The 1,236-nt window shown below is 58.2% G+C and carries 1 protein-coding gene; it reads left to right on the top strand.

Annotation, left to right across the window (positions count from 1 at the left end; translation table 11 throughout):
- The first annotated feature begins 65 nt into the window (after nt 1-65).
- A protein-coding gene (locus EGJ86_RS24855) for an IS3 family transposase (protein ID WP_125836944.1) occupies nt 66-1,228 on the top strand; the annotation gives its coding sequence in 2 pieces (ribosomal slippage) (nt 66-321 and nt 321-1,228; 1,164 coding nt in all).
- The last annotated feature ends 8 nt before the right edge of the window (nt 1,229-1,236 follow it).

Genomic DNA, 1,236 nt, shown 5'->3' with positions numbered 1-1,236 from the left:
TGTAGTGGTCTACTGATCCCGGACACCCATTTAGGGCGAGAATGCTCGCCATAGAGAGGTGTCTGATGACCAAGCAACGTCGTTCCTTTACGCCCGAGTTCAAACGAGAGGCCGCTGGCCTGGTGCTCGATCAGGGCTACAGCCATATCGAAGCAGCCCGCTCGCTGGGGCTGGTTGAATCGGCGCTTCGTCGCTGGGTGAAACAGCTCCAAGAGGAGCGCCAGGGCGTTACCCCGAAGAGCAAAGCATTGACTCCCGAACAGCAGAAAATCCAAGAGCTGGAAGCCAGGATCGACCGACTGGAACGGGAGAAAGCGATCCTAAAAAAGGCTACCGCTCTCTTGATGTCGGACGAGTTCAATCGTACGCGCTGATAGACCAGTTGAGTGAGCGGGAGTCGGTGGAAGTGGTCTGTTCAGCCTTCGATGTGGTGCGGTCTTGCTACTACGCCCATCGTCTACGGCGCTGCCGTGTTGATGCACGCCGGGTTGCCCTGCGCAGTCAGGTCAATCAGCTGTTCAACCAGAGTCGAGGATCGGCTGGTAGCCGAAGCATTCTGGGCATGCTGCGTGAGGATGGCGTAAGCATTGGCCGCTTTCGCGTGCGTCGGTTAATGCGCGAGTTGGGCCTGGTCAGCAAACAACCAGGCTCGCACGCGTACAAGCAGGCTACGGTTGAATGGCCAGATATCCCGAACCGGCTGAGCCGTGAGTTCACAACTGAGCGCCCCAATCAGGTGTGGTGCGGCGACATCACCTACATCTGGGCGCAAGGCCGCTGGAATTACTTAGCGGTGGTGCTGGATCTGCATGCACGACGAGTAATTGGCTGGGCATTCTCCGCCAAGCCGGATGCGGAGTTGGTCATCAAGGCGCTGGATATGGCCTACGAGCAACGAGGCAAACCGCAGCAGGTGCTGTTTCATTCCGATCAGGGCAGCCAGTACGCCAGCCGCCTGTTTCGGCAGCGGTTGTGGCGATATCGGATGGAACAGAGCATGAGCCGTCGAGGTAACTGCTGGGACAATTCACCGATGGAACGGTTGTTCCGGAGTCTGAAGTCGGAGTGGGTTCCGCCGACCGGTTACCTGACAGCCCAGGAGGCACAACGGGACATCAGCCACTACCTGATGCATCGCTACAACTGGGTCAGGCCACATCAATTCAACGATGGGCTACCGCCTGCGGTGGCCGAGGAAAAACTTAACCCACTGTCCGGGATGGGTTGACCACTACA

This window comes from Pseudomonas sp. o96-267, from assembly GCF_003935465.1.
In the GTDB taxonomy this organism is placed as follows: Bacteria; Pseudomonadota; Gammaproteobacteria; order Pseudomonadales; family Pseudomonadaceae; genus Aquipseudomonas; species Aquipseudomonas sediminis.
The sequence above is the reverse complement of the archived record's forward strand: the minus strand, read 5'-3'. Positions and strand labels throughout refer to the sequence as shown.